Consider the following 26,785-nt stretch of genomic DNA (forward strand, 5'->3'; position numbering starts at 1 on the left):
CCATCCAGTCTCTTCAGCAATCCAATCTCGATTCAATCGTTATTCCGTATCCTCATCCGTTTCTCCCGTAGCCGCAGTCGACTTATCAGCGTCCGTATGCTTCTCGTTCACCCATTGCTTCAAGGGCTCGGTCATTTGATCTTTCAGCTTCTGAATCAGTTGATCCTCCGTCATTCCCTTCGCCGCCGCGATCTCGGCCAACGATTGTCCTTCTTCCATTCCGGCCTTCAGCTCGTCCTCCGACACTCCGAGCAATGCCGCGATTTCTTCCGGATTGCCGAATTTGCCGAACCCTCGTCCTCCTTTGCCATGACCTTTCCCCAAACCGGCGTCGCTGCTCTCTACGATTTGGGTAAGACGGTCGCTCAGACCCTCTTTCCACTCGGCTGCTTCGGTTTCCGTAATGCCGCCCTCACTCAGACGCTCATCGATCTTGGCGGTTTCCAGCTCGATCAGCTTCTGAACGAACGCGGATTGGGCCATTCCCTTGCCTTTAGCAATTTCGGCAAACGTGCTGCCCGATTCAAGCGCCGTCCGGATATCGGCCTCCGTCAGCCCAAGGATTTCGGCCGTTTCCTTCACGATGCTGCCGCCCCGAGGTCCGCCCGCCTTATGACCCATCCACTTCCCTTCCCGGTTCTTCGCTGCATCCGAAGCCGTTGTGTCCGTTCCCGTCTGACCGTCCTGAGCTGCCGCGGCTGCCGTATCCGTGCTCGCCGCGGCAAAGGTTTTGTTCTGAAGATACCCGGCTCCCCCCAGCACGATCGCTGCCGCCATACTGCTTACTAATACTTTTTTGCTTATCGGATTCATCGTCATCTCTCCTTCTAGGATCATGGTTTGTCTTGCTATTTGAAGTATAGGGACGGAATCTGAAAGCAGTCTTAGGGGAAGGTTATGCCAGGCTTAGGCTAAGCTGAAGGTTTGCTGAATGTGGCGCTATGCCAATCGGTTACGTACATCATGAAGCTGCGGGGTACATCCAGATGCTAGTCGGAAATGGGTGCGGGAGCTAAACAAGCGAAAGAAGGCGGGACATGCCAAAAAACCGCGCACATCTGGATGGCGAGCGCGGTGTCAGCAGGAACTAGCGAAAAGACAACGTACGGGCGGAGGCCAGCTTGCGTACCGTCAGCCACAGGGACAAGAGGAGCAGCAGCTCGAACACGTTCGTGGCAGCCGAGCTTTCGATCGGGATCGGTATGGCGCTCCCGGCAGCCATCAGCACCGTGCCGATGAACAGCAGCGGCGTCTTTTTTCTCCGCCATACGATAATGCCTGCCGTCAGCAGCGGGATCAAAATCAGGATCACCATGAGCGGCGGCCCCCCGGATTCGGACGAAACGTAACGCAGCGCTCCGTACTCCATGGATGGTTGGAGCTTGAGCGGCAAGGTCTCCGTCACCACCTCGAGCACGATCAGCGCTGCGGTGAAAAGCCAGGCCCCCCATGCGGCGGCCGGCCTGCTAGCCCAAGGGCTTCCGGCCTTGCGTATCAGGTCGAACGACACGAGCACAAGCAGCGGCGTGGCCAACGCATGCATCCAGAAACGCGCAACGTTAAGCCCCTCCAGCAGATCTCCTTCCCCCATGTATTTCCCGATGCCGATCACGCCGTTATCCCAGACCAATCCGGCCGTTACGATCAGCAGCAAGTACCGAAGCCCCGGTGACGCATCCCGCCTCAGCAGCACGCACCCATACAGAAACAGCACGGCATATATAACGGCCAAGCCCAAATACAGCACAGAATCCATGGTTACATATCTCCTTTCAACCTAATTCCTCATGAGCGAATTTCGATCGACTCATATAGTCGTACTGATAGGTTTTATACCCGTTAGCCCGCCATCCTAACCTAAGTGTATGTATATGAAGCAGAGGCTGCAGAAGATGCCGCGATTATGTAATGGAGCCGCAAGAAGGAATGTCCGGCACGCGAAGCGCAAAAAAAACCGCCGGAGCCAGCTCTCCCGCGGTTTCTATCCTTATTTCCTGCTAAGTGGCCTATTCTCTCGTCCGATCAGATCAAGGCTCCTGATTTTCCTTCTCCTCCGCTTCCGAAAGGGCCCGTTTGGCCAAATTCGTCAGCACGACATCATCCATTGGCGGATTATGAAGACCTGCCCGGACATCCCGGTACATACGCTCCAACGGGAGCTTCCGGGAGAGACTCAATCCCCCAACGATCCGCATGGCCTGATCGACAATCCGGACCGCCGCATTGGTCACGACGTACTTGGCAAGCCCAAGCTCGGGTTTGAGCGCGGCGCGGTTCTCCGCTTCCTTGTCCCAGCGGTCGGCGGTTTGGTACAGGTAACTGCGGGCCGTCAGCAGGTCCACTTCGATTTGGGCGATCTGCCTTTGGACATTCGGCAATTCGGCAATGGGCACCGTCAAGGAGTTCGGTTGATGACGACGGGCAAAATCGATGGCAAAATTCCGCGCGGCATAAGCAATCCCCATATAACATGCCGGAATATGAAGCAGAATGCCTTCCGTAGGCACGGGAAACTCAGGCTTCTCATAATCGGGTCCCCGAATGACTTCCGTGTCCGGCACGAATACGTCCTCCAGAATCACGTCATGGCTTCCCGTTGCCCGCATGCCCATCGTATTCCAGGTCTCTTCAACCTTGACCCCGGGCCCGCTGCGAACGAGGAACGCGCCGACCTTCTCGCTATGCTCGATTCCGGCCGTAACCACGAATTGCTTCAAGATCGGGCTTAACGTGCTGAAGGTTTTGCGTCCGGTGATGCGCCAGCCGCCCGACACCCGCCGTGCCGTCGTCTCCGGCCTTCCGCCCCGGCTGGGGCTCCCAGTCGCAGGCTCGCTCGCCAGTTCATTAATGACCGTGCCTTCTGCTACAACGTCTCTGCACAATCTCTCAAATAACGGCTCCGGCCAAGCCCCGGAAAGGCGCAGCTGCAGTATCTGCCCGATATGCCAGCCTACGGCCAGCGCCGTAGACCCGTCTCCTCGGGCGAGCCGTTCCTGGGCAAGCACCATTTCGTATACGGAGGCTTCTTCTCCTCCAAAGGCTGCCGGAACAGTCAGCTTCAGATAACCGGACTCCTTCAAATCATCAAAATTCTCGAACGGAAACGATCCCTCCAGATCGTGCTGAGGTGCTCTTTCCGCGAATATCGCCCCCAGCTTGTCGGCCCGGGCCGCGATCACCGCTTCGCGTTCATTACGTATGAATGGATCTGTGGAACCGAATCGATTCAAGTTCGTCCCCTCCTTGATAACCCTTGTATTCCGATGGATATATGCCTAAAATTGTAGCAACCCTGTTTTGGGGTGTCAATGAAAGGGTTCAGATACCGCTAGATCGCGTGCTCCGACAGAAATGAAGCGATCGCCTCGTTCACCTCGTCGGGGTTATCCAAATTCGTTGCGTGATGAGCGTTTCGGATGATTTTCAACTGCGCGTTCGCGATTTGTTCCTGCATGTATGCCTGCTGCCTTCGGATCATCGTGTCGCTTTCGCCTTGAAGCAGCAATGCCGGACACTGGATTTTGTGCAGATCATGCGTGCTGTCCATTCGGGTCACCGCATCCCATATCCGAATCCAATCGGAATGAGCAATGGAGCCAAAAGCTTGCTCAATATAGGCTTGATTGCTCTTATTAAATTTGGATAACATCCTGCCTTGTATTTTTCCGGATAAGGACATCGGCATCAGATAACTTGTTAAGCGGTTTACCGGCACGAACATGCGCTCGAACCAATTAAACGCATTCGTGAACGGCGTGCCGATCAGTACCAGGGCCGCAACCTTCTCCGGATAGCGAACGGCAGTCTGCAGCGAAATATGACCTCCCAGGGACAGCCCGCAAAGCGTCGCTTGTTCAATGCCGAGTTCGCTTAGCAAATTCGCCAAATCCCTGCTGAAATCCTCCGAATCCACCTTGCCATTCGGCAAGGAAGAGGAGCCATGCCCCCGGATATCCCACACCACGGTTTGATACCGCCGTGAGAAGGCATCGACTTGAGGCTGCCACTGTTTATGATTCCAGGAAGCTCCGTGCGTAAATACCAGCGGCTTCCCTTCTCCCTTCACTTCATAATACAATTCGACTTCCCTTCCTTTGTAAACCGGCATAGCCCTCCACCTCTCCATAATAAAATGGGCATTATTCCGTACCGCCTTGAACGAGCGAGGCGAATATGACCTGAAAGCACTCGTCAAACAGTTCGTCCAAGCTTCGGTCCGACTCTTTGATCCAGATCAGCATGGCGCCGCTGATCGCGGCTTGCAGCACCCGGCTGACCCGTGCCACGTCACATGGCACGATCTCTTTGTTCGTGATCGCCTGATCCAGCATCTTTCGGGTAAACTCATCGATCAGCTGCAGCCGGTACCGGGTCTTCTCCAGCAAATCCGGATCATTCGTCCCTTCCAGATAGAAGGAGGTATGGTTGGCCAATTCCACAGGATCCTTCATATGCGAGACGGCATCCCTGAACACCGTTTTAAGCGCCTCGATTCTGGATTGGCCGGACAAGTCCGCATCGTGGAAGGCTTGCTTGGTTAATTCAATGACATAATCGCTGTAGGCCAGGAGCAGATTCTTCTTCGAGCCGAATCGCTTCATTAAGGCTGCCGGCGAGATGTTCATTTCATGCGTGATGTCGGTTAAGGCTAACTGGCCGTACCCTTTTTTGCATAGTGCCCGGTAGACGCCGTGGAAGATCACCTCATCTTGAAATTCGCGAGGTCTTACCATGCGCGTTCCTCCCATCGTTAGTGAATGATCATTTACTAACCATTATTTCATAAACATTATTCCATGTAAATGTAATATTGGTCATGTTGATGGCGCTGGACATAACCAACGGCTTCCCTGGCAGCAAGATATGCAAATGACCATCTAAGTGATCGAAATTTCGCTGTTTTGTTGATCGTTTGATAGAAATAGCGCAACTTCCTTATACTCTTGGGCGGAATTAACCTCTATACTGTCAGTAGAAGGAAGGAAACTATAATCTAGGAGGAGCTGAGCACATTGCGTACCAAATTCATTTACCAGGCACCTGCAAACGGTTATCCCGAATGGAATAATAATCCGAATATTTTTCAGTTGAACCGTCACAGAGCCCATGCTTACATGATGAATTTCCCGACGGAGTCCGAGGCGCTGAGCCTTGACCACGCCATGTCCCCCTGGTATCAGTCATTAAACGGGACCTGGAAATTCGCTTTCGCCAAAACGCCTGAAGAGCGCATTCAAAACTTCTACGAGGGCGATTACGATTCCGGGAGCTGGGCCGATCTTCCCGTCCCTTCCCATTGGCAGCTTCAAGGCTATGACTATCCTCAATATACGAATGTAAGATACCCCTGGGCCGAATCGGAGCCTGAATTGAAAGCTCCCTTCGCACCGACCCGATACAATCCCGTGGGCTCCTACATCCGTGAATTCACGGTACCTGAAGCATGGAAGGAACAGCCCGTTTATATTAGCTTCCAAGGTGTTGAATCCGCTTTCTATGTATGGGTGAACGGCGAGATGGTCGGGTATAGCGAGGATACGTTTACGCCGGCCGAGTTCGACCTTACCCCCTATCTGATTGAGGGCAAGAACAAATTAGCCGTTGAGGTATACCGATGGTGCGATGCGAGCTGGCTTGAGGATCAGGATTTTTGGAGGCTTAGCGGGATCTTCCGCGAGGTCTATCTCTATTCGGTCCCTGCCGTCCATATCTCCGATTTCTTCGTGCGCCCGGTTCTTGATGACGAGTACCGGCATGCCGAGATGCAAATCGATGCAGCCGTCACGAATTATTATAACGAGACCATCGACAAGGACACGCTCCAGCTGGAGGCGCTTCTCTACGATCAGGACCGGCAGCTGGTCCAGAAACAAACGCTCACCATTGCGGATTACATCATTGACGAGGGCAGCTTTACCCTGAGCATGAACGTCCCCGAACCCGAGAAATGGAGCGCGGAATCGCCTTATTTGTACACCGTTGTCCTGGCATTGAAGAATACGGACGGAGCTTGCCGCGGAGCCGTAAGCTGCCGTACGGGATTCCGCCGCTTCGAGCTGAAGGACGGGCTCATGCGAATCAACGGTCAGCGCATTCTGTTCAAAGGCGTGAACCGGCATGAATTCTCCCCGGATACCGGGCGGGCCCTCAGCCGTGAAGACATGATCACCGATATTGAGCTGATGAAGACACATAACATTAATGCGGTACGGACTTCCCATTACCCGAATCAATCCGTATGGTATGACCTCTGCGATGAATACGGGTTATACGTTATCGATGAAACGAATTTGGAGACGCACGGAACCTGGACGTATGGGCAGCAGGAGCTGGAAGAAACGGTGCCCGGCAGCAAGCTGGAGTGGCGCGACAACGTATTGGACCGCTGCAATTCGATGTTCCAACGCGACAAGAATCACCCCTCGGTCATCATCTGGTCGCTTGGCAACGAATCGTTCGGAGGCGACAACTTCATTGCGATGCACGATTTTCTGAAGGAAGCCGACCCGTCCCGGCTGGTTCATTACGAGGGAATCTTTCATTACAGGGCGTCCGAAGCGGCCAGCGACATGGAATCCACCATGTATGCAAGGCCGCAGGATGTGGAGAAGTATGCCAACAGCAATCCGGACAAGCCTTATATCATTTGCGAGTACAGTCACGCGATGGGCAATTCCTGCGGCGGGCTTCACCTGTATTGGGAGCTGTTTGAGAAGTACGACATTTTGCAGGGGGCTTTTATATGGGATTGGATCGATCAAGCAATCCGCACCCAAACGGCGGACGGAATACCATATTTGGCGTACGGCGGGGACTTCAACGAAACGCCGCATGACGGCAACTTCAGCGGGAACGGCCTGATCTTCGCGGACCGAACCAAAACCCCTAAGCTGGACGAAGTGAAAAAATGCTACCAGAACGTCAAGTTCGAAAGCCTGGATCCTGCGGCAAGCCGGATTCGGGTCAGCAACCGCTTCTTGTTTACCAGCCTCGATCCGTATCTTGTACAATGGGACGTAACGCTAAACGGCAAAGTCAGCCAATCCGGCACGCTCGAGCTCTCGCTTCAGCCTGGTGAGCAAACGGAAATCCATGTTCCGTACTCCCCCGTGGAGGACGAAGGAAAAGAAGCGATTCTCACCGTCTCCCTCGTTAGGAAGGAGAGCACCAAGTGGGCGCCTGCGGGACATGAGGAGGCTTGGGAGCAGTTTGTGCTGACGCCGTATATTGCCGAGCAACCCGAAACGGACGCTCTTGCAAGCGTGCAGGCTCTGGAAGCTGCCGAGTCGGATGAAGAGCTTATCATCAGGGGTTCTGCCGTCTCGTTGCGTTTCCATCTTGGCACCGGGGATCTGACATCCTACGCACTGTCAGACAGGGAATGCCTGCTGGCGCCCGCAAGACCGAATTTCTGGCGGGCCGTCACCGACAACGATCTGGGCAACCGGCTCCCTGAACGCAGCGGCGTGTGGAGAACGGCCCATGATCGGAGAAAGCTGCTGACTTTGCGCTGGCATGCGGAAGGCCCTGCCGTCGTGGTATCCAGCCACTATCGGATCGAGACCAATCCCGTATCCAGCCTGACGCTGGAATATCGAATCTATCCGGACGGCACTGTCCGCGTGCATGAAACCTTGATCCCTGGCGCCGGTCTGCCCGACATTCCGGAAGTCGGCATGCTGTTCTTGCTGGATGAAGGACTCGATACGCTCAGCTGGTATGGGCGGGGGCCACATGATAATTATTGGGACCGGAAGACAGGAGCCAAAATCGGCCGATACGCGGGCAAGGTCGCCGATCAGTTCGTCCCTTATCTAAGGCCTCAAGAGTGCGGGAATAAAACGGATGTGCGCTTCGCGCTGCTAACCGGGGAGAATGGCGGGGACGGACTGGAATTCGAGAGTTCCTCCCTCATGGAGGTATGCGCACTGCCGTGGACGCCGGAGGAGCTGGAGGGCAGCGACCATGCGTACAAGCTCCCGCCAAGCGATAAAACCGTCCTGCGCATCAATTACAAGCAAATGGGCGTCGGCGGCGACGACAGCTGGGGAGCGCCGATCCATGAAGAATTCACGCTGCCTTCCAACCGCACGTACAGCTTCGGCTTTACGATGGGGGCAGCACGCTAGCACGATGACCTACTCGATAGGACACATGCAAAAAGAGCAGCTTCGTGTTGAAGCTGCTCTTTTTATGTTTCGGCAATTCCATGCCCTTTCACCACGGATGGGTGGCCGCAAGGACGTTTAGCCCTATTCCTGAATCGTGCCCGATGCTAGTTCGGCATCGCTTAGGCGTGTGCACCCTGCAGCTCGCGGCGATCCGATTCGTCCCGAATGTCGCCCACGATCTCCTCCAGAATATCCTCCATCGTCACCAGCCCGATCGCCGTGCCGGATTCGTTCGTCACGACGGCCATATGCACGCGGATTTGCTGCATCTTGATCAGGACGTCCTTGATCGAAGACGACTCCGGAAAACGCGGCATGTCGTGAATAAAGTCATTCACGCTGCAGTTTCTACCCGCCGCTATGCCCGTCAGCATCTCCTTCGTATGGATAAACCCGATGAAATCCTCCGCGCGTCCCGACTCCGTCACCGGGTAACGGGTATAGTCGTACTCGCCCAGAACCTCCAGGATATTGGCAAGCGGCCACCCTCGTTCTACCGTAACGATGCGATCACTCGGGACCATGATTTCGCGCAAGGTACGCTCATCAAAAGCAAATATATTGGTCAAATACCCCATCTCGGTCTGGTTAATTTCGCCGCTCTCGTAGCTCTGGTCCACGATCCACTTCAGTTCCTCCTCGGAATGGACCGTTTCATGCCCTGCCGGCTTTACGCCGAATACTCGAAGCAGGAGACGCGAAGCTCCATTCAATGCATAGATGAACGGATACATGATCTTCCCGAACCAATACAAGGGAGACGCCAGCAGCAGCGTCATTTTCTCGGCAAATTGGATCGCCAATGTTTTAGGTGCCAATTCCCCGATGACGACATGCAGGAACGTGATGATCCCGAGGGCAATGGCATAAGAGAGTACCGTTGCCACCGCCGCCGGCACGTCGAATCGTTCAAACAGCGGATGCAGCATCCTTTCGACGGTCGGTTCGCCCAGCGCGCCCAGCACGAGAGCCGTAATGGTAATTCCAAGCTGGCAGGCGGACAAATAGTAATCCAGTTCATGGGCTACCTTCCTGGCCGTGACCGCCCGTTTATTCCCTTCGGCGATCAATTGATCGATCCGGGACAGCCGCACCTTCAAGATGGCGAATTCGGCCCCTACGAAAAATGCAGTCAGTCCGATGAACACGGCTACCAAAAATAAATTCAACGCGATTATTCCGTCCAATGATTTCCCTCTTGCGAGGGATTCACCTCCAAAAAAGTTATGGTCTGAATGTACACGGGATCATGCCATGCCCTAGATCATCCGTGTCTGAGAATGACGTGTTTGATCTGAAAATTATCCGTTTCCGCTACGGCCCATATATGCTCGCCATGCTGGATCTCATCGCCGTCTTGAGCCGTCGTGCCTTTCTGGTACTGTATCCAGCCGCCGATCGTATCCATCTCCTCGTTATCCTCGAATACCAAGCCGAAGCGCTTCTCAAGCTCCTCCAAGAGAACCCGTCCGCTTATCAGGTATTCGCGTTCCCCGATCTTCCGGATATCCGCTACTTCATCTTCATCGAATTCGTCGCGAATTTCCCCTACGATCTCTTCCAAAATATCCTCCAGGGTCAGGATCCCCGCCGTACCGCCGTATTCATCAATCACCAAAGCCATATGCATCTGCTCCTGCTGCATCTTCAGCATGGCATCCTGGATCGGCGTAATTTCAAGCACGACCGGGAGGTCCCGAACGAATTCTTCCAGCTTGCGGTCTCGTCCGGCCACGATGTGGGGCAGCATCTTCTTGACGTTGACGACGCCAACCACCCGATCCTTGCTGCCGTCCTCGATGACAGGGTACCGCGTATAGTTGTGCTCATCCAGGATACGGACGATGTCCGGGTATTCCATGCTTTTATCCAGGGTGATCAGATCCGTTCTCGGTACCATAATGTCTTTGGCCACGCGCTCATCAAACGAAAACACGTTTTCCATGTAAGCCAGCTTGGTCCCATTGATCTCGCCGCCCTGAAAGCTCTGCGCCATGACGATGCGCAGTTCCTCCTCCGTATAAGCCTGCTCATGCGGCGCAGGTTTCACGCCGAATGCACGAAGCAGCACGCGCGAGGCTCCATTCAACGCCCAAATGAACGGATACATCAGCTTGCCGAACCAATACAGCGGGGCTGCAAGGAGCAGCGTCGTCTTTTCCGAGAATTGAATAGCCAAGGTCTTGGGCGCCATCTCTCCTACCACGACATGCAAAAAGGTTACGAGAATGAACGCTATGGCGTAAGAGGCAATCGAGGCCGTTGAAGCCGATACGTCAAACCAATCGAATACCGGGTACATGAAATGCTCAACGGCCGGCTTGCCGATGGCCCCGAGCCCCAACGCCGTCACCGTAATGCCGAGCTGGCAGGCCGAGAGATAGTAATCGAGATCGCCGGCTACCTTTTTGGCAACAACCGCCTTCTTGTTTCCTTCCGTTATTAATTGATCGATCCGCGACATGCGGATTTTAACGACGGCAAACTCGGACGCCACGAAAAAAGCGGTCAACGCAATCAGTATGGCAAGTATGATTAAATTAACGATGGTAATAATGTCCAATGATTTCCCTCTTCAGAGGGATTCACCTCCAGATTGAATTAAAGGCCATGTGCTTTTGCATCTGAACAGGTCATTCTATATACGATATTTCCATGAAAAAGAGGTAGTTCGCAGAAGAGAATATTACAACCTAATTCCGCAATTTGATCCATTTGCAATAACGCCTTCCCAATGTACTACCTCCTCTCCTGGAATCTATTTTTCATATTTATGAAAAAATTATATCATGACGGTAATCAAACCATCCAGTTGCACGTTATGGTTTGCAGGCGAATTCCAGCACGAATTCACATAATTCTCACTTGTTTGATGAGGTATATTCCTTCTTGGTGCTAAATATGCCCTGTTATGTATTAAAGTGCCCACCCCATCCGGTGCTCATCCATTCATAACCAAAACGGGATCCGTATTGAAGGATATGCGCATGCGGGTTCGGCTAACATAAAAAAACCGCAGGATCGTGATGCAGGATCCTGCGGTTTTGCCACTGCTAATGAACGAATTTCGTTATCAATGGAGATCTACGGTTTTGTTTATATCCGAGTCGCCCCTAGGCTCTTGGCCCACCATTTTCTTGAAGAAGGCTTTCACCGTTTTCGTTTTGTTTCCGGTTTCCCAATACTCCGCGGTGTCCGTGTCCACCTTGATCAGAATAATGTTGGGATCGTCATAGGACGTCTGCAGAAATTTTTCGTACGCCGCATTCCAGAGCGCCTTCTTCTTCTCCAGATCATCCACGACTTCGGCCTTGCCTCGGATCGATACGTAGGATTTGCCCACATAAGCGACATTCACGTTGGGATTCGCCAGGATTTCTTCGTATTTGCTGGTATCCCGCTTTGTTAAGAACCACAAGTCGCCGTCGAATTCGATATCCTGCGTTTGCATCGGTCTGGCATTGATCCCGCCCTCCGATATCGTGGAGAACATCGCCGTTTCGATATCCTTGATAATATCCTTCACGGTCTCGACCGCTTCCTGATTCACAACGGTTCCGTTTGACATCTTAATCACCCCATCCTTGTATTTAGTCTCTAATTACACTTCCCATAAATAAGTTAAACGATGAATCGTGTAACATTTCGTGTCCATTCGTACGATTTTCCTGCATGGATTCAGGCCCGGACGGAAACGTTCCCTGCGCAAAAAAAAGCCGGAAACTGCAAGCGCAGTCCGACTTTTTCGCACGAAAACATTCATTTTAAAAGGACGGCTTCATATCATCACACCTGCGCTCTGAATTCCAGTGCGTAAACGGATGAAGGCCGTAAGTCGTAGCCTTGGCGCCACGCCTCTGCAGGAACCCTGCTTTCCTTGCACATAATACGTTCCGGCTGGAAAACGGAGTTGATGTCATCGTAAGAATCGCCGGTGATTTCGTAAAGGGTCGTTTCCCCGGAAGCCTTGAAGGCCTTCAAATTCAGCACGGCCCTAACCGCTTCCAGGCTTCGATTGACGATCAACACGGTGACGATGCTGCCGTCGTCATTCGTCCCCGCCACGATGTCCAGGTCCGGAAGCGCGTCAAGCGCCATAGGCGTCTCCTTCATCGAAGCCACGGAGAAGGTTCCGCATTCCGCTTGGACCGGAAGGACGCGCCGAACGTCCCGATTGGCGTAAAGCTTCAGCACTTCATAGGTCGGTGTCCCGTAGATCGTAAGGGGATGCCCGCTCCAGCCGGGCTGCTTGCCGCAGTATTGGTCCGCATAATAGTCCCCGACGCGTATGCAGCCGCCCAGCCAGCCATTTACCAGGTCAGAGAAGCTGCCGATGTGCACCATGTCGCTGCAGCGCATCATTTCATTCAGGTTGGCGGCATTGGCCACCGCGGCTCCCAGCGTGTGCTCGTTCGGAAGCCCTTTTCGCACCGTATTCGGATAATACATCGTGTTGTATTCGGTGATCGCCAGCTTGACGTGGCTGTGCTCCGGGCGGGACCGGATCAGCTCCGTCGTCTGCCGGACATGGTGCCGGGTCCACTCGGGATAAGAGGCAATCGCCTTATAGCGATCCTCCGCCGGCGTATCCCGGTTCATGCCGAAAGGGCCGTAGCCGTGATACAAATGCAGCGTCAAATAATCGATGCTCTCGCCGGCCAGGTCCAGCACGGCCTTATTCCAGTTCTGCTCGTAATGACCGCAGGCCAGCAGCACGATGGAGGGGTCCGCCTCCTTCATGGCCTTGGCAAACGATATCGTACGCTCCGCAAACCGCTCTGCCGTGCAAGTTCCGACCTGCCATTGGCCCCACACTTCGTTGCCGATCTCCCAGTACTTGACGTTATACGGCTCAGGGAAGCCGTTCCGGGCACGTAAAGCCCCCATCGGCGTATCCGCGCTCCCGTTGCAGTATTCGATCCACTGCGCGGCTTCTTCAGGGGTGCCCGATCCGTCGTTCACGCAAATCAGGGGCTCCACCTGCAGCTCTCGGCAAAAACGGATGAATTCGTCCGTTCCGAAATATTTGCTGGTCCACCCTCCCCAGGCCTCATTGTACATGACCGGCCTTTCCAGGACGGGACCGACGCCATGCTCCCAATGGTAAGCGCTGATGTAATTGCCTGCGAGTCTCATCATGCCCGCATTCAAATCTTTAGTCATCTCGACCACTTCGCGTTTGACCATGGCGATGCTGTCGACGGGCAGCAAGGAGACGTGATCGATCCAGAGCATGCCGGTGGACACGTGATCGATCCACCTTGGATGCTCAGCCGGAACATATACCCGGATCTCGGCATCTGTGCATTCGCGCGATATGGACAGCTGCTCCTCATAGTGCTGCCAGTTATGGCTGCCAAGCTCCATGCGAAGCCGTCCAAGCGTCTCTTCCGTGCGCCGGTCGACAGCTTCCACCATCACGTATTGAAGTTCAATGGAGGCGCGGGCGACAAGCCGGACCGTATAGTTCATCGGCCCCTTTAATGCCGCCTTCTGCGTTATGCCGGCATAAGCTTCGTCATCGCTCAGGATGCGGATGCGCTGGGCTCTTCCCGAATGCCGGGGCGCCGGTGCTTCCATCGCGTACTGGGTGTTGCGTCCGTTCGTATACGCGCGCCAGCTTCCCGATACCGGCGTCATCGTTTCTGCCTCGCTCTCAAAATCCATGTCCTTCAGCGGAAACGCGAGCATCGCCTCCATATGGTCCCGGATATCCTCCACAAAATGCCCGAACAGATACGGATTAATCTCATGCTCGCTCTTGCGGCTGCAATCAATGGTAATCGTTGCGTTCGTATTCAAGAATGTAACCTCCAATGGAATTTTAGGGTGAGCCGTGCGATCATACCGGCATTACCCCTTGATCGAGCCGATCATGACGCCTTTCACGAAATGCCGCTGCACCAAAGGATACATCAGCAGTACAGGCAAACTGGATACGATAATGACCGCGTATTTGATGCTTTCGGCCAGCAGGATGCTTTTTTCCAGTCCCACGCTGCCGTCCACGGCATCCGATTGGCTGATCAGCAAAATTTCGCGCAGCACCAGCTGAAGCGGGTGCAGATCTTCGTTTCGGATGTATATGAGTGCGTTAAAGAACGAATTCCAATGGCCGACCGCATAAAACAACACCATGACCGCCAGGATCGGCTTCGATAAGGGCAGTATGATGCTAAACAGCAGCCTCCAATTGGAGCACCCGTCGATATGGGCCGCCTCCTGCAGCTCCCAGGGAATGCTCGATTGGAAATACGTCCTCATTACGATCAGATTGTACGTGGCGATCGCGCCGGGAATGATCAGCGCCCACATCGTGTCGACCATCCCCAGATCCTTGACCAACAGATACGTCGGAATCAGCCCGCCGTTGAAGAACATGGTCAGCGTGATCAGCACCATGATCCCGTTGCGTCCGGGAAGATCGGGTCTCGACAGCGGATAGGCCGCCAATATCGTCATGATGATATTGATCGCCGTGCCGACGGTCGTGTAGAGGATGGTATTGCGATATCCCGTCCAAATCTTGTCGTTGTGCAAAATATTCTCATAGGCATCCAGCGTCACGCCCTTCGGCAGCAGCCAAACTTCGCCGTTCAATACCCGTGCCGGGTCGCTGAACGAAGCGCTGACGATAAACAACAGCGGATACAGCACGATGACGATAATGATAGCGGCGATCGCGTAGATCAGGATGTCGAATAGCCGTTCACTCGAGGCTTCCTTTACTGTCGATGGTTTGGACATGTCGGTCCCCCCTTTACCATAAGCTCGTCTCCGACGTCTTGCGCGCAATGCGGTTCACCAGCAGGAGCAGCACCAGATTGATGACGGAATTAAACAGCCCGATCGCAGCCGTGTAACTGTATTCCCCTTTTAAAATGCCTGTCGTGTAGACAAACGTGGAGATGACGTCGCTTGATTCCAGATTCAAGTTGTTCTGCATCAATAATATTTTCTCGAAGCCCACGTTCATGAAATGGCCGATATCCAAAATAAGCAAAATAATGATGACAGGCGCAATGCCCGGCAAGGAAATATGCCAAATGCGCCGCAGCCTTGAAGCCCCGTCCATCTTCGCCGCCTCGTACAGCTGCGGGTTCACTCCGCTCAGCGCCGCAATGTAGATAATGGACTGCCACCCCATGCTCTGCCATATGTTAGAACCGATAAAGATGGTCTTGAACCAGCCCGCTTCCTCCAGAAAGCGGATCGGCGTGCCGCCGAGTGCCTCGATCAACAGATTGATGGGACCGCTGGTCGGTGACAGGAACACATTCAGGATGCCGACGATTACAACTACCGATATAAAATGCGGTATGTACGTAATGTTCTGCAGCCATTTGCTGAAGGTCTTGCTGCGTATTTCGCTGATGATTAAGGCCAGCAGGATCGGAATCGGAAAGGCAATCAAGAGCGAGAACAAATTGATGGACAGCGTATTCCACAGCAGCCGCCAGAAATAATACGAGTCGAAGAAGCGTTCGAAGTGTCCGAAGCCCTCCCAGCTGCTGCCGAGAATGCCTTTGGCCGGATTGAAATTTTTAAAGGCAATCTGCAGCCCGTACAACGGACCGTAGTGAAACACCAAATACCAGACGATGGGCAGTAGCAGCATGAGATACAGATCATACCGCTTGGCCATTTGCTTTAAGAGGCGGGGGCCCCGCCTCGAATCGCTTCGAGGCAGAACCATCGCTTTATCGGCGTTGGCGCTCTTCATGGGCATCCACTCCTTCACGATGATGTGGCAGCTTTATTTCTCCATCTTGTCATAAGCATCCTGATACAATTTCTCCAGTTCGCCGATCTTCATCTTTTGGAGCGTGGATTGGAATTCTCCCCACTTGTCGAAGCTAAGCGCGCCCGCAATGAATTTCGTGCTTTGCTCTTCGTAGTATTTGTCGATGTCGTTGCGCAGAATGTTGACCTGCTGCGCGGTTTGCTCGTCAAACATCGGGGCGGCGTAACGAACCTTCGGCATGAACGGATCCAGCTGCTGCTGCGCCTCCTGCACCTGCGGCGGGTTGATGAACGAAGCAACCTGTTCGCTGATGATGTGAGGGGCCCCTCCTCCCGCATAAGGCGTGATTTTGGCCTGATTGGTAATATCCTTCAGGAAATCCTCTGTATAGTACGGGATCCCATCCTTGAGTTCGTAATGCTCTCCTTCTCTGCCGAACCGCAGAAGAGTAGATCCTTCATCGCTGTAAAAATAATCGATCCAGCGCATCGTGACTTCCGGGTACTTGTTGATGGACGTAATGGCAAAGGCTCCAAAGTCCCGCGCAATCGGCAAGGCCTGGCTTTGCATCCGGTCTCCGTTCGGGCCTGCCGGCGGCGCGATTCCGGTATACTGATCCTGGATCGACAAGAAGTTATTGTTGGTCTGGTCAAAGAAGAATCCCGTATTTCCCGACCCTTGCTTGGCCAAATACTGAGCTTCCGTGTGCGAGAATATCTCAGGGTCCAAAAGCTTTTCCTTGTATAGCTTGTTTAAATACATCAACATCTCTTTATTTTTGTCGCTGCCCATCCAGATGCTCACTTTGTCATTTTCGATATTGATGTTATACCCGAGCTGCGTATCCAGTCCGAATGATCCGCTCATCGCGGCCACAATCGACAATCCGACACGTGCCGTCATCGGAAGCTCATCCTGCTTCCCGTTGCCGTTCGGGTCTCCATCGCGGAAGGCCAGCAGCACCTCATACAGTTCGTCCGTCGTCTCCGGCACCTTCAGATTCAGCTTCTCCAGCCACATCTGGTTGATCCATTTCTTATCCGTACGCGCCGCGCCCAGCGTCACAATGCCGGGAATCGCATAGATGTGCCCCTCCGGCGTCGTGATGCCCGAACGGATTTCGGGATATTCCTCCATCAATTTCTTCAGATTCGGCGCGTATTCGTCGATAAGGCCTTCCAGCGGAATCAATTGGCCTGCCGATCCGTAGCGAACCGCTTCAAGCGGCGAGAGCCCGGAACGGAACAAGGCGTCAGGCAGCTCGTTGGAAGCGAACAGCAGGTTTTTCTTCTCCTGGAAGCCGTCCGTCGGCGCTTCGATGAATTCCACCTTGACGTTGCTCAATTTCTCGTAATCCTGGAATACCGGCATCTCCTTGAACGGACCGTTCACGGGTGCAATCCGGGTGAACATTTTCAGTTCCACCGCTTGATCCACGATCGGAAACCCCGTGGTATGTACGACATTCTCCGCACCTTCGGGTGCGGCTTCCTTCTTCGATCCTCCATCGGAACTGCATCCGGCCAGCATCAAGCTGGAAACGATCATAAAGATGACCGTGTTTCTTCCCCAGCGTCTACGCATGTATCAGCTACCCCCATATTTTCTTATTCACCAACCTTATTTGTAAGCGTTTACCGTTGGTGTGTGTGATTATTATAATTCAGCCGCCTTGACGGCCCGTTACAAAAATTTGACCATTTACTCCACATATTTTACGGTTTATAACAAGGCGGCTTTCGAGTTCGTTTCCCTGCCGATCCGAATACTTGGTTTTATCCTTATCCTCTTCCCAGGCGGTTCAAATACTCCTGCGGGGTCAGGCCCGTCATTTCCTTGAATACTTTGAAAAAATAATTATGGGTCGTAAACCCCACTTGTCCGCTGATTTCCTTGATCGAGTATTTGCCGCTTTCCAGCAGCTTGCGCCCCGCATCGATCCGAACCCGATTCAGATACTCCGAGAACGTCCGCTGCGTCTCTTCCTTGAATATTCGGCTCAAATAGGAGGAGTTCAGGCCGATGGCGCCCGCGGCAAGCTCCAGCGTCACGTAACCCGGGTACCGCTCCAGAATAAAGTGTATGGCCTGCGTGACATGTCGGGAATATGGCCCTCCCGCCCGGTGCTGCTTCAGCAGTCCGAGCAAGCCTGCATAGAAGGATTGCAGCCACTGCACCAGCTCCCCGACGCTGCCGATCCTTCCGAGCTCGCTTCGGGAAGGGAGCTTTTCCTTGGCGTCTTCCGTCCCTGGCAGCCAGGTTTTCAGTGCCTTGTCCCCGGTTTGCATGAGCTCGCTGACCATCATCTGGACCGTATGCGAATGGATCGGCAGATGGTGGATGGAAGCAAAAACAGAGTCGATTAAACCGTGCACGCCTTCGATGTCCAGTCGTTCAATCGAAAGCAGCAGCTGTTTGTGTTCCTCGATCGTTAGAGACACGCGCTGGTGGTATTCATCGGCAAGCCCGCCGGCCCGGCCCGGCATCCTGGGGGCCGCGCTGCTGCCGGACGGCTCCGAGCGGGAAGCATCGAGTAACCGTTCGGCGGAGCCGTAGCTTGTTCCGAGTTGGGTCAAGCTGGTGCACACATGTCCGACGGCGCTTACGCATTTTAAATTGAGGAACAGCTCAAGCGCATGCTGAAGCTTCCTCATCTGTCCGTCGATTTCGCTCTTTATGGCATGCTCGCTCCGTTCCTTAAACGCAAACACGATCATGAACCGTCCATCCTCCACATAAGCTGCCGTCCGCTCACGGATATCGCCAAGGCTCTGCTGCATCATATCGACCACCTGCTGAACCAGCCGATTCGTCTGCACGTCGCTGTATGACTCCGTCAGCAGCAGGAACGGAACAATCTGCAGGGCCGCGGCCGCATAGCTTGACGCACCGGTGTACAGGCTGTTTTCTCGCGAAAATGCCTCAACCTCCAGGGTTGCCTCCTTCCGTCCCCTGACCAGATGCGCGATGTAGTCGCGAATGTGCACGGGATTTATCCGCTCGGTCTTAACCTTGCGGGCCTCGCTCTCTTCCAGCAGCCGATCCGCCCGGCGCAATTCAAGGACCGCTTTGTTAAGCAAGGCAGCAAGCGTCGCACCGTCCAGCCGATGCTTCAATAAATAATCGATGGAGCCGTTCTTCAGGCACTCCCGCACGTAGTCATAATCATCAAAGCTGCTGAGCATGATCGTCTGAATGGACGGAAACCGCGCCTTAATCGCCCGATTGAGCTCCACGCCGTTCATTTCCGGCATATTCACGTCAATAATCGCGATATGCGGAGGAGACTGCTCGATCATCGCGAGCGCCATGATACCGTTATGGGCTTGGCCGCATAATTCGAATCCGTGCTCATTCCAGTCCAATAGCGTTCGCAGATCATGCCGCACCAGCGGTTCGTCGTCAACAAGCAGCACTTGAAACATGGCTTTATATCACCTCTTGTCGGGATTTATCTTATTCTCCACTATGTTCGGAAGCCGGATCTCGGCCTTCGTATATAAACCCGGCTCACTGTACAATTTGACGCCGTAGCCATCTCCGTACATGTGAACGATCCGCTCATGCACATTGCGTACCCCCATGCCGCTGAAACGGGATGTATTTCCGTTCTTGCCCGTCTCCCCCAGAAGCTGCGCCTGCTGCCCCGCCGTCATCCCCTTGCCATTGTCGATCACTTCAATCTTGAGGTCGCTGCCCTCTTCACATACGCGTATCAGCACGAGTCCCTCCTGCTCCAGCGGTCCGATGCCATGAATGATGGCATTTTCCACAAGGGGCTGCAGCATCAGCTTCAGGACCCGGCATTCCAGCAAAGTTTCGTCCTCCACCTGGGTGACCATCCGGATCGGCTCCATATACCTGTACTTCACGATGGAGATATAGCGTTCCACATAATCCAGTTCCTCCCGCACCGTCAAAAATTCGCTCGAATTGCCCAAAACGCCGCGCATGAGCTCGATCAACGATCCGGACACCTCTTCGATATTCGGCACGCCGTTCATCTTGGCCAAATACTTGATGGTATTCAGCGAATTGTATAAAAAGTGAGGATGAATCTGCGCCTGAAGCGCCGTTAATTCGGCCTCCCGCTTCTCTTTCTCGCTGACCCGGATCCCTTCCAGCAGCCGCTTCAAATCCTCCACCATGCTGATGAAGACACGGTACAGCTGTCCGGTCTCGTCCTCGCTTTTGATTTCCTTTTTCGGGAACGTCAGATTCCCTTCCTTCACGAACATCATCAGGGATTTCAATCGCCGGATGTTGAGGGTGATTCGGGAAGATACCTGCAGCGAAGCGATCAGGACAACGATAAACACGATGATGGATACCTCCGCCAACAGTTTGCGGAGCCTTGCCGATTCGCTCAGCAGCGAGTCCATTGGTATCAGAGCCAGGGTGCTCCATCCCGTATACCCGGATTGACGGTTCACGACGATATAATCTCTGCCGTCTATGCTTTGCTTGATGGCATCCCCATTTCCTGCAAGGTCCTGATGGATGCGGAGAATCTTATCGAACGAAGGGGCAAAGGCTGGCGCCGATTCGGCTTCATAGACGAAACCGCCCTGCTTGTCCAGCACATAAATCATGCTGTCGGTGGTCGGCTTCACGCCGTATGTTTTTTGGATAAAATCATAATTCAAATCCACCATGACCACTCCGATCGTTTCGCGGTTATATCGAATCTCACGGCCGATCGTAATGGCATCCGATACGCCCGACTGCTTGAAATACGCATGGCGCGATCCGTTGTGGAGCATGTAATCCATCATGGGGCTGCCCAAGACCGTCTTGTCCAGCCACGGACCGCCCGAGAAATACACCTTCCCGTTCAAACCGACCACCGCAATCCGCGAAATATAGGGCTTGTAATCGATCAGGACGGAGAGAAACTCGTCGATCCGCTTCTGTTCCAGAAACCATTCATAACTAATCTCTTCATGGGGGCTCAGCAGCGTGTCGATCACCGTGTTTTTGTTGGTCACCACGACGGTGTTCAGCCGGTCGATTTCCTCCAGCATCATATTCAGCGATTCATCCGCCTGCCGGATGCTGTCCGAAACCGAGGTGACGGCATTTTGCATGATCGTCTCGCGCATGCTCATATACACGATGACCGTAATGGAGACGATGGACAGGAGCGTCACCGCACTGAACGCAATGAATATTTTCCCTTGAATGCTTCGTCTGGGCGATAGCCATCTTTGAATCGTAGAGAGCTTCATGGCGAGTGTCTCCTTTTTTCGGTTCCGTGGAACCGGATCGGTAACCGTTTTCAATAGTACATAACGCTTCCTGAAATCAGCATGGATTTTCACGCATCGTTATGGGAGGCACCTTGAAATAAATCTTGAACGCCCGGGTGAATGAATACAAATTGGGATAACCCAGGGACAGGGCAATCTCGGTAATCGTCGCGTCCGTTTCCGTTAGTAACCGTTTGGCCTTGTCCATTCGGATGCGCTGAAGGTATTTCAGCGGGGGCATTCCTACCTGGCTCGTGAACATATTGGAGAAGTACGAGCGGTGCACGCCCGCGAATTCGGCAACCTGCTGCACGGATATCCCCTCGGTAGCATGCAATTCCATGTAATCCAAACACTCGTTAATCCATCCCGCAAGCTCCGTCGGCTCTGCGGAAGCCGCGTCGGGAACCATGCCGGCGAGCAGACCATAAACCAAACCGTGCAGCTCGAGCGATACCGACGGCTTCCAGCGCTCGACGCCGGCCAAGGCATCAATCACGCATTCGGCGGACTTTTCGACCCGGGAGGAGATCATTTGTCTGCCGAACGGGCTTTCCGGCACTAAGCCGGCCAGCTCGAGCAGCGGCCTTACCCTGCTTCCGTCCAAGGCCAGCCAGCTCATCCGGAGCGGTGCATCCGAGGGAAGCAGGTGATAGTAATAAGTCCGGCCCGGAAACAGGCAGAACAGATCATTCTTCTGCAGATCCACTCGTTTGCCGTCGAACTCCAGCCGCACCGTTCCCTCATGCACGAAGTGCAGACTGTAACACTCGATCCGTTTCGGCCCGACCCTGTAATTGGGCTTGGCTAAACTTCGCCCCGCCCGGACGGGCCAGATCTGTGCCTCTTTATCCAAATATCCCGGCGTATAGTAGATAAACTCGGCATACTCGTATTCGTACTCCTGCAACTCGACTTCCCCTCTTCCCTTCATTTTTTCATCAAGAATAACAAAATGACAACAAAAATATAACACGGTGCTATTTTGATAACCCCTATTTTTCAATATCATCATACTAGGAGGGGATTACACTTGTCGAGAAGACCTAACATTTTGCTAATCACTAGCGATCAGCAGCATTGGAATACGATCGGCGCGTTTCAGCCTGAAATCTCTACGCCGAACCTGGACCGCCTCGCGCGCCAAGGGACGACGTTCGAACGGGCATACTGTCCCAATCCGACCTGCACGCCGAGCCGGGCTTCCATCATTACGGGGCAGTACCCGAGTCAGCACGGAGCCTGGACCTTGGGGACAAAGCTGCTGGAAGACCGCCATACCGTCGGCGAAAGCTTCCAAGAAGCCGGATACCGGACCGCGCTGGTGGGAAAGGCACATTTTCAGCCGTTAACATCCACGGAAGACTACCCGTCCGTCGAAGCTTACCCGATCCTTCAGGATTTGGCGTATTGGCGAAATTTTCACGGTCCTTTTTACGGCTTCGATCACGTCGAGCTGGCGCGTAACCATACGAACGAGGCCCATGTCGGACAACATTATGCCCTATGGCTGGAGGAGCAAGGATGCGCCAATTGGCGCGATTACTTCCTGCCGCCTACGGGAACCATGGACCCTACCCAAACGTACACATGGCCCATCCCGGAAAAATACCACTACAATACCTGGATCGCCGAGCGGACCCATTCGCTTTTGGACCAATACAAGAAGGCGGAGGAGCCATTCTTCTTGTGGGCAAGCTTCTTCGACCCGCACCCGGAATATTTGGTGCCGGAGCCTTGGGATTCGATGTATGATCCGGAGAAACTCACGATCCCGTCCCTGACGCCCGGAGAGCATGACCGCAATCCGCCGCATTTCGGATTGACGCAGGAAGAGGAGCCTGATTTTTCGCATCTCGCTGAGACCGGGTTCGGCATTCACGGTTACCGTTCCCATCACTATTACGAATACGGCTCGAAATCCAGGCTAACGGAATACGACAAGAAAAAGCTGGTCGCCGTGTATTACGGCATGATCAGCATGATGGATAAATATATCGGCAAAATACTCGATAGACTGGACGAACTGGGACTGTCGGAGGATACGATCGTTGTCTTCACCACCGATCACGGACATTTCTTCGGCCAGCACGGCCTTCAAGCCAAGGGCGGGTTCCATTACGAGGATTTGATCAAGCTTCCGTTCATTGTGCGTTATCCGGGACGGGTGCCCGCCGGGAAAAGGTCGAATGCGATACAGTCTCTGGTCGATCTGGCCCCGACCTTCCTATCCTTCTGCGGCATACCGGTCCCGCACGCGATGACGGGCATCGACCAAAAGGACGTGTGGCTCGGGGCTGTCGATACCGCAAGGCAGCACGCCATCTGCGAATTCCGGCATGAGCCTTCAACGATTCATCAAAAAACGTACATCGAGCAGCGTTATAAAATCACCGTTTATTACAATCAGACCTACGGCGAACTGTTTGACCTTGAAGCAGATCCCGGAGAGTTGCACAATTTGTGGGACGAACCGGGATATGAGCAGCTGAAGGCGGAGCTGCTGCTTAAATATATCTGGGCCGAGCTTGGCAAGGAGCCGATGCCGATGCCGAGAATCCACCACGCCTAATGGAAAAGCTAAACGCGTACATGAGCCGGGCAAAAGAACAAATAACGCTTCTGGCCCGGCTATTCTGGACCTTCTTTCGCATTGGGCCTTCCACCTTCGGAGGCGGATACGCGATGTTGCCCATGATTGAGCGCGAAGTGGTGAGCAAGAAAAAATGGGTGAACGAAGAGGAAATCGGCGAGCTGATCTCGCTTGCCGGTTCCGCTCCCGGCGGCGTCGGCGTGAATGCCGCCGCCATGATCGGACACCGCCAAGCCGGCATGGCCGGGGCTGTTTCGGCCGTGCTGGGCGTGACATGCCCCACATTTATCATCGTGCTCCTGATCAGCACGGCTGCGGTATTTTTTCGGGATCAGCCTAAGGTTGAAGCCGCTTTAAAGGGTATGCACGGGGCCATCATCGCGCTGATCGCCGTGGCTGCTTACCGGATGGCTAGATATGCCGTCTTTGATGCCACCACAACGATCACCGCCCTTGCCACCGTAATCGTGATGCTGTTCACCGGCGTCCATCCCCTCTATCTGATTGCGCTTAGCCTGCTCGGCGGCATGGCCGTCATCCAGATCAAAATACGGCTGGGACTGCGAGCGGATACCGAGAAGAAGGCTGCGGCCGATAGCTGCCCGGAATTGGAATATTACATTTGAGCGAAACGAATCGGGGCGAAGGAAATGTATTGGGACTTGTTCATGATATTCATTGGCGTAGGCCTTGTGTCTTTTGGCGGCGGATATGCGGTGATCCCGGTCATTCAGAAGGAGATCACGGAAAAAGGGCTGCTGACCGCAGCGGAATTCCAGCAGACCGTGGCGCTGGCCGGCATGGCGCCCGGGTCGATCGCCACCAATGCCGCCACGCTGATCGGCTATCAGACCGCCGGCTATGCCGGGGCCGTCGTCTCGACCGTCGGCATCATCCTGCCGTCGCTGGTCGTCATCGTGATGCTCTCTGCCTTCTTCTACCGCATGCGGGGGAATCCATGGGTGAAATCTTCGTTATACGGCTTGCGTCCGGTTACGACCGGACTCATCGTCTATGCGGCCATTCATTTTGGTTATCCCGATGAGGGCGACGGGGCTTTAAGAGGACTCATTCCCACGCTGCTGATTTGCGGAGCTTGTTTATTTCTCCTGCTCAAATACAAACTCCACCCGTTGCTGATTCTCCTTATGGCTGGGGCTGCCGGCATCGTTTTATTCTAACGCGGTACGGTGAGGCGGGAAGACTCAGACGGCTCCAACAGCATCCCAATATGGTTCTTTTGTAATCGTGTGCGCGGGTCCCTCCCTGAGGACCTGGTGCGTGGTCCGGGGCATGCTTGGATGGCTGGCTGCGGGTGTATGAGTGATTCGACCGGGATGGCTTTCCCAAAGAAACGAATAACAAGCCGGAACCTTCATATGGTCCGGCTTGTTCTCGTTTCTTATTTATGGCGCCAACCGTTCCGAAATGCGTTTGGCCATCCACTCGTTTACGTCCCAGAGATCCGCGACGGGAGCCCCTGTGAAAGGGAGGGTGTGCATGTACCCGGCCGGGCCAAATTCAGGCGTTATGCTGGTATGACTGAACCCTTGCTCTCTTCGGTATTGGACAATGCGTGACCACCAGGCTTCAAAGACTGTCAGCTCCCGGCTGTATTCAGGCGCCCCGGGATGGGGAACCTGGGGGCCCTGAGCGTAGCCTACGCGCGCGTGAATATGGACGGTCCGCCGTATGGCGGCTTCCATGTCTTCCGCATAGTCCTCCAGCAAGGACTCGGTCACGCAGCACCAATGGCTGAAATCGGCCGTAATGCTCAGCTCCGGGAACTCCTCCAGCAAGGTGCGCGTCGTCCACGGCGTGAACATCGCCCGCGACCGGTGGGTTTCGTGCCCGATGGTGATGCCGACCTCCTGCTCTATTTTCAGCGCAGCCTCGAAAAAACGCAATTGCTCCTCGATCTTCATGCCATCCCGGGCGCTATGGGAAACGATCAGCTTCGGGCCGAAGGCTGCGGCCCGGCGCGTCTGCTCGGCAAAGGTTTCTTGATGGGGCACGGATGTAGTCACCTGGGCAATGTAATGAAGCTGAAATTCCTCCAGCAACTCCTTAAATTCGGCTTCCAGATTCGCCGGCGGCAGCGGAGCTTCAATTCCCGCGTAACCGGCCTGTGCAGCCCTCGTCAATTGGTCCCTGCAGCTTCCCTCCATGCCCCACAGGGCCTTATACAGCTGAATGCTCAATTCATGCACGCTCCTTTATTCCCATCCGGGTTATTCGTTGACGAATTTCGTTCCGGCGATGTTCTTTCCGCGGGCCAGCCACACCTTAAAACCGGGATTCTTATCCGGATAAACCAGCGCGTCCGTCGAGAAATACCGCATGGTGTACCCGCAGCGCCGGTACGGGCTTGTATTCGGCGCCGCGCCATGAATGATGCGCGAATCGTGAAGCGAGCATTCCCCTGGCTCTAGTTCGAAATAAACTGCCCTAGACTCATCAACCGAGCCGCTCTTGATTTGGGTGTCGAACAAATTCTTTGTCCCGTCCACCTCCTCATAGTCCGAGAACCCGCTATGATGCGTGCCCGGAATGACGCGCATGCATCCATTTTCCTTCCAGCTGCGGTCGATCGCCAGCCATACGGTGATAATCTTATCGAAGCTGCTTAATCTTCCGTTCCAGTAGGCCGAATCCTCATGCCAAGGCGTAGCGCGTCCGACATGCGGATCTTTGCAGATAAAATGGCTCGACCACAGCCCGATATTCGGCCCGATGATCGGTTCGACCAGATCAAGCACTTCATCGGCCAATAGGAAATCCAGCAGCCTTTCGTCACGGAAATGCGGGGTATCCAGTTCGTCCGATAGCTTGCTGCCCTTCTCCTCGAGCTGTTCTTCAAAGATTGAGGTCAGTACCTGCATTTTTTCGGCGCTAAAGAGCGGTTTCCGGTATAGGTAATACCCGTTCTCTTTATAAAACTCAACTTCCTGCTTCGAAAGCGCTTGCGTTGTCATCATCATAACCTCCAGTCAAGTAAGGATTTCACGAACTGAGGCCATTATATCCC

The 26,785-nt window shown here is 54.0% G+C and carries 21 protein-coding genes; 4 read left to right on the forward strand and 17 right to left on the reverse strand.

Features of this window, described 5'->3' with window-relative positions:
• Positions 1–39 precede the first annotated feature (39 nt).
• The 5 genes from JNUCC32_RS21410 to JNUCC32_RS21430 form a co-directional block, all read right to left on the reverse strand.
• On the reverse strand, positions 40–813 hold the full coding sequence (locus JNUCC32_RS21410) for a hypothetical protein (RefSeq protein ID WP_192569777.1): 774 nt from the start codon (positions 811–813) through the stop codon (positions 40–42).
• A 274-nt stretch (positions 814–1,087) separates the two neighbouring features.
• Positions 1,088–1,756, reverse strand: a complete 669-nt coding sequence (locus tag JNUCC32_RS21415) for a hypothetical protein (RefSeq protein ID WP_192569778.1) — start codon at positions 1,754–1,756, stop codon at positions 1,088–1,090.
• Between the two features lie 271 nt (positions 1,757–2,027).
• Positions 2,028–3,230: an acyl-CoA dehydrogenase family protein gene (locus JNUCC32_RS21420; RefSeq protein WP_090912633.1), complete on the reverse strand. Its 1,203-nt coding sequence runs from the start codon at positions 3,228–3,230 to the stop codon at positions 2,028–2,030.
• Positions 3,231–3,328: 98 nt separating this feature from the next.
• A complete protein-coding gene (locus tag JNUCC32_RS21425) occupies positions 3,329–4,108 on the reverse strand; it encodes an alpha/beta fold hydrolase (RefSeq protein ID WP_192569779.1) in 780 nt (259 codons plus the stop codon).
• A gap of 31 nt (positions 4,109–4,139) precedes the next feature.
• Entirely contained in the window at positions 4,140–4,733 is a 594-nt protein-coding gene (locus tag JNUCC32_RS21430; protein WP_192569780.1) for a TetR/AcrR family transcriptional regulator, read from the reverse strand.
• A gap of 279 nt (positions 4,734–5,012) precedes the next feature.
• Here JNUCC32_RS21430 and JNUCC32_RS21435 point away from each other — a divergent pair, with 279 nt between their 5' ends.
• Positions 5,013–8,129 (forward strand): beta-galactosidase, LacZ type, encoded by a 3,117-nt coding sequence (locus JNUCC32_RS21435; protein WP_192569781.1) that lies wholly within the window; start codon positions 5,013–5,015, stop codon positions 8,127–8,129.
• A 161-nt stretch (positions 8,130–8,290) separates the two neighbouring features.
• Here JNUCC32_RS21435 and JNUCC32_RS21440 read toward each other — a convergent pair whose 3' ends face one another.
• The 10 genes from JNUCC32_RS21440 to JNUCC32_RS21485 form a co-directional block, all read right to left on the reverse strand.
• The gene (locus JNUCC32_RS21440; RefSeq protein WP_192569782.1) at positions 8,291–9,358 is read right to left on the reverse strand and encodes a hemolysin family protein; all 1,068 of its coding nucleotides are present in this window, start codon (positions 9,356–9,358) and stop codon (positions 8,291–8,293) included.
• Between the two features lie 77 nt (positions 9,359–9,435).
• The gene (locus JNUCC32_RS21445; RefSeq protein ID WP_192569783.1) at positions 9,436–10,734 is read right to left on the reverse strand and encodes a hemolysin family protein; all 1,299 of its coding nucleotides are present in this window, start codon (positions 10,732–10,734) and stop codon (positions 9,436–9,438) included.
• 510 nt (positions 10,735–11,244) lie between these two features.
• On the reverse strand, positions 11,245–11,739 hold the full coding sequence (locus JNUCC32_RS21450; RefSeq protein ID WP_192569784.1) for a pyridoxamine 5'-phosphate oxidase family protein: 495 nt from the start codon (positions 11,737–11,739) through the stop codon (positions 11,245–11,247).
• A 218-nt stretch (positions 11,740–11,957) separates the two neighbouring features.
• Entirely contained in the window at positions 11,958–13,973 is a 2,016-nt protein-coding gene (locus tag JNUCC32_RS21455; protein ID WP_192569785.1) for an alpha-L-arabinofuranosidase C-terminal domain-containing protein, read from the reverse strand.
• A 51-nt stretch (positions 13,974–14,024) separates the two neighbouring features.
• A complete protein-coding gene (locus tag JNUCC32_RS21460; RefSeq protein ID WP_096777073.1) occupies positions 14,025–14,918 on the reverse strand; it encodes a carbohydrate ABC transporter permease in 894 nt (297 codons plus the stop codon).
• A 13-nt stretch (positions 14,919–14,931) separates the two neighbouring features.
• Complete coding sequence (locus JNUCC32_RS21465) at positions 14,932–15,894, reverse strand: ABC transporter permease (protein WP_192569786.1); 963 nt, start codon at positions 15,892–15,894, stop codon at positions 14,932–14,934.
• A gap of 33 nt (positions 15,895–15,927) precedes the next feature.
• Positions 15,928–17,499, reverse strand: a complete 1,572-nt coding sequence (locus JNUCC32_RS21470; RefSeq protein ID WP_192569787.1) for an extracellular solute-binding protein — start codon at positions 17,497–17,499, stop codon at positions 15,928–15,930.
• A 197-nt stretch (positions 17,500–17,696) separates the two neighbouring features.
• On the reverse strand, positions 17,697–19,340 hold the full coding sequence (locus JNUCC32_RS21475) for a response regulator (protein WP_012818933.1): 1,644 nt from the start codon (positions 19,338–19,340) through the stop codon (positions 17,697–17,699).
• A 9-nt stretch (positions 19,341–19,349) separates the two neighbouring features.
• On the reverse strand, positions 19,350–21,143 hold the full coding sequence (locus tag JNUCC32_RS21480; RefSeq protein WP_192569788.1) for a sensor histidine kinase: 1,794 nt from the start codon (positions 21,141–21,143) through the stop codon (positions 19,350–19,352).
• A gap of 76 nt (positions 21,144–21,219) precedes the next feature.
• Complete coding sequence (locus JNUCC32_RS21485) at positions 21,220–22,074, reverse strand: AraC family transcriptional regulator (protein WP_012818931.1); 855 nt, start codon at positions 22,072–22,074, stop codon at positions 21,220–21,222.
• Between the two features lie 123 nt (positions 22,075–22,197).
• On the opposite strand from JNUCC32_RS21485, the gene JNUCC32_RS21490 reads away from it, so the two are divergent.
• Genes JNUCC32_RS21490 through JNUCC32_RS21500 form a run of 3 tightly spaced genes read left to right on the forward strand, consistent with a single transcriptional unit; the run spans position 22,198 to position 24,938 of the window.
• Positions 22,198–23,736, forward strand: a complete 1,539-nt coding sequence (locus JNUCC32_RS21490; RefSeq protein ID WP_192569789.1) for a sulfatase family protein — start codon at positions 22,198–22,200, stop codon at positions 23,734–23,736.
• Between the two features lie 20 nt (positions 23,737–23,756).
• The gene (locus tag JNUCC32_RS21495; protein ID WP_041622093.1) at positions 23,757–24,383 is read left to right on the forward strand and encodes a chromate transporter; all 627 of its coding nucleotides are present in this window, start codon (positions 23,757–23,759) and stop codon (positions 24,381–24,383) included.
• 24 nt (positions 24,384–24,407) lie between these two features.
• Positions 24,408–24,938 (forward strand): chromate transporter, encoded by a 531-nt coding sequence (locus JNUCC32_RS21500; RefSeq protein ID WP_012818928.1) that lies wholly within the window; start codon positions 24,408–24,410, stop codon positions 24,936–24,938.
• A gap of 225 nt (positions 24,939–25,163) precedes the next feature.
• Here JNUCC32_RS21500 and JNUCC32_RS21505 read toward each other — a convergent pair whose 3' ends face one another.
• Both JNUCC32_RS21505 and JNUCC32_RS21510 read right to left on the reverse strand, forming a co-directional pair.
• Positions 25,164–25,958: a sugar phosphate isomerase/epimerase family protein gene (locus JNUCC32_RS21505; protein ID WP_012818927.1), complete on the reverse strand. Its 795-nt coding sequence runs from the start codon at positions 25,956–25,958 to the stop codon at positions 25,164–25,166.
• A gap of 30 nt (positions 25,959–25,988) precedes the next feature.
• A complete protein-coding gene (locus JNUCC32_RS21510; protein WP_012818926.1) occupies positions 25,989–26,735 on the reverse strand; it encodes a phytanoyl-CoA dioxygenase family protein in 747 nt (248 codons plus the stop codon).
• Between the last annotated feature and the right edge of the window lie 50 nt (positions 26,736–26,785).

It is taken from the genome of Paenibacillus sp. JNUCC32 (genome assembly GCF_014863545.1).
Classification (GTDB): domain Bacteria; phylum Bacillota; class Bacilli; order Paenibacillales; family Paenibacillaceae; genus Paenibacillus_AQ; species Paenibacillus_AQ lautus_A.

What these genes read in the sequence shown, in the direction of transcription:
- JNUCC32_RS21410 (WP_192569777.1), bottom strand. Translation starts at nt 813, where the DNA reads ATGAATCCGATAAGCAAAAAAGTATTAGTAAGCAGTATGGCGGCAGCG.
- JNUCC32_RS21415 (WP_192569778.1), bottom strand. Translation starts at nt 1,756, where the DNA reads ATGGATTCTGTGCTGTATTTGGGCTTGGCCGTTATATATGCCGTGCTG.
- JNUCC32_RS21425 (WP_192569779.1), bottom strand. Translation starts at nt 4,108, where the DNA reads ATGCCGGTTTACAAAGGAAGGGAAGTCGAATTGTATTATGAAGTGAAG.
- JNUCC32_RS21430 (WP_192569780.1), bottom strand. Translation starts at nt 4,733, where the DNA reads ATGGTAAGACCTCGCGAATTTCAAGATGAGGTGATCTTCCACGGCGTC.
- JNUCC32_RS21450 (WP_192569784.1), bottom strand. Translation starts at nt 11,739, where the DNA reads ATGTCAAACGGAACCGTTGTGAATCAGGAAGCGGTCGAGACCGTGAAG.
- JNUCC32_RS21460 (WP_096777073.1), bottom strand. Translation starts at nt 14,918, where the DNA reads ATGTCCAAACCATCGACAGTAAAGGAAGCCTCGAGTGAACGGCTATTC.
- JNUCC32_RS21465 (WP_192569786.1), bottom strand. Translation starts at nt 15,894, where the DNA reads ATGAAGAGCGCCAACGCCGATAAAGCGATGGTTCTGCCTCGAAGCGAT.
- JNUCC32_RS21470 (WP_192569787.1), bottom strand. Translation starts at nt 17,499, where the DNA reads ATGCGTAGACGCTGGGGAAGAAACACGGTCATCTTTATGATCGTTTCC.
- JNUCC32_RS21475 (WP_012818933.1), bottom strand. Translation starts at nt 19,340, where the DNA reads ATGTTTCAAGTGCTGCTTGTTGACGACGAACCGCTGGTGCGGCATGAT.
- JNUCC32_RS21480 (WP_192569788.1), bottom strand. Translation starts at nt 21,143, where the DNA reads ATGAAGCTCTCTACGATTCAAAGATGGCTATCGCCCAGACGAAGCATT.
- JNUCC32_RS21495 (WP_041622093.1), top strand. Translation starts at nt 23,757, where the DNA reads ATGAGCCGGGCAAAAGAACAAATAACGCTTCTGGCCCGGCTATTCTGG.
- JNUCC32_RS21500 (WP_012818928.1), top strand. Translation starts at nt 24,408, where the DNA reads ATGTATTGGGACTTGTTCATGATATTCATTGGCGTAGGCCTTGTGTCT.
- JNUCC32_RS21510 (WP_012818926.1), bottom strand. Translation starts at nt 26,735, where the DNA reads ATGATGACAACGCAAGCGCTTTCGAAGCAGGAAGTTGAGTTTTATAAA.